The sequence below is a fragment of the Trueperaceae bacterium genome (assembly GCA_031581195.1).
In the GTDB taxonomy this organism is placed as follows: Bacteria; Deinococcota; Deinococci; order Deinococcales; family Trueperaceae; genus SLSQ01.
In genome coordinates, this window is sequence record JAVLCF010000207.1 from 1 (window position 1) to 1,703 (window position 1,703).

A 1,703-nucleotide genomic window follows, 5' to 3' on the forward strand; every position below is an offset into this window, starting at 1 on the left:
CACGTCGAACCCGCCCGACACCGTCACCGACCCATTCGTCCCATCACTCGACGACACCGAACCCTCGATCGCGCCCTCCACGGCATCGAACCCACCCGCCACCGCACGCGGCGCGAGATCGACGGTCAACGTCAGCGAATCGGCGGTGTGGTACGGGCCCACGTCGAAGACGCACTCCGCATCGGAGAACGTATTCTGCGGAAGCCGATACGTCACGTCACCGGACGCATCCGGGACGATCGCGTCGAATCGGTAGTTATCCGCCGTGAACTTCGAATCGTTACTGCGTTCCTGATAATTCGAATACAAATTGGAGTCTCGCTGAATCGTGGTCTCGTACGGAACGTCGGCCAGCGAGGCAGGACCAAGGCCATCCACCCCTTCCGTGCGCTTGACCTCCGACGCATCGAACGCAACCTTCGTGTTGATCCTCACCATGAGGTCATACGGACCCGTCACGATCTGGCTATCGAAGTTCGTGACGCCGAGGTCGACGCCGAATCCGACGCACGCTCCACCGATCCATGCCCCACCTCCGCGTGTGGTCTCTCCCTCGACCATCCCGTACGTGCCATCCCCATCGATCGTCCGGTCCGAGAGACCCTGCATCCCGAACGTCCTAGTCAGGCCGTTGGTCGTGACGTAGTCGACCTTGTAGCCGTCGGCAATCACCGCGGTTTCGTAGCTGCCGGACTTCGGGCTCCAATTCTGGAACCCGAAGTACGCCCCATCCACGTTGTCGACGATGTCAAATTTGCGATCCGTGAACGTCGTGCAGGTCGACGGATCGTCGGCCTCGAAACCAATGAAGTCGCCCCAGTTCAATTTGTTCACCGAACACACTTGAACGTTCCTGGTGCCGCTGTACCCTAGGTTCTCGAAGCCGTAATTCGCGTGAGCCCATCCCGCGAGCATGAGCACGAGGAGCGCAGCCCCCAGCGCCTCCGGCACTCGGAATCCCGGTCGCCGGCGGGTCGCGGCGCTCGAGGTCGCGGGGTAAAGGGGTCGCGGCCCTTTGCTTTGGTCCGGGTCCAAGATCGTCGTCGGCATGCCCGTAGGGTGCCTACCGCCCGTTTCACGTTCATGTCACCCGGATGAGGCGTCGGAGGCGGGCCTAACCCACCGCCCCGCGTTCGAATGCCGAATGCGAACCAGGACGCCGGAACGCGATCGCATCGATTCAGGGGGACGTAGCGTCCTCCCTGCTCGCCTCGAGATACGCCCACTCGTACGCCCGCCACCCCGATGCCCGGAGCCCAGGTCCGGCGAGTGCGAACGCGGCGCGCTTGACCCGCCGAAGCAGCGGGTGCACCCCCAACCGCCAGGCGGTCGCGGGCTCGAGCGCAGCGATGCGGACGGCGTTGCGGCCGGCGGCTGCGCCCTTGGCGACGTCCCCCGCACGGCGCGCGTCGGGCCCGACGTGCCGGACGTGGGCGGACGGAAGCCCCCGAATCGGGACGCCCGCGCGCCGGAGGCGCCACCCGAGCCACACGTCCTCCCCGCCGTACCCCTCCAGGTCGGTCCCGAACCCCCCGACGGCCTCGAAGGCGGCGGTCGGGAGCGACGCGTTCCTACCCTCGACCCGCCACCACCCCGGACGGCGGGGCGGGATCGCCCGCACGGGGCGCCCCTCGCGCGCGTCGTCCTCGAACGTCACGCCGCCGACGTACAGCGCGGGGTCGCGCTGCGCCTCGGCGTGGCGG

Annotated in this window: 2 protein-coding genes; both read right to left on the bottom strand. The window is 67.1% G+C overall.

What is annotated here, in order from left to right; translation table 11 throughout:
* Positions 1–1,050, bottom strand: a 1,050-nt coding sequence (locus RI554_11445; GenBank protein MDR9392629.1) for a hypothetical protein, incomplete at its 3' end; no start/stop codon positions are given.
* Between the two features lie 130 nt (positions 1,051–1,180).
* Positions 1,181–1,703 (bottom strand): hypothetical protein (locus RI554_11450; protein ID MDR9392630.1); only part of this gene is annotated, 523 nt, incomplete at its 5' end.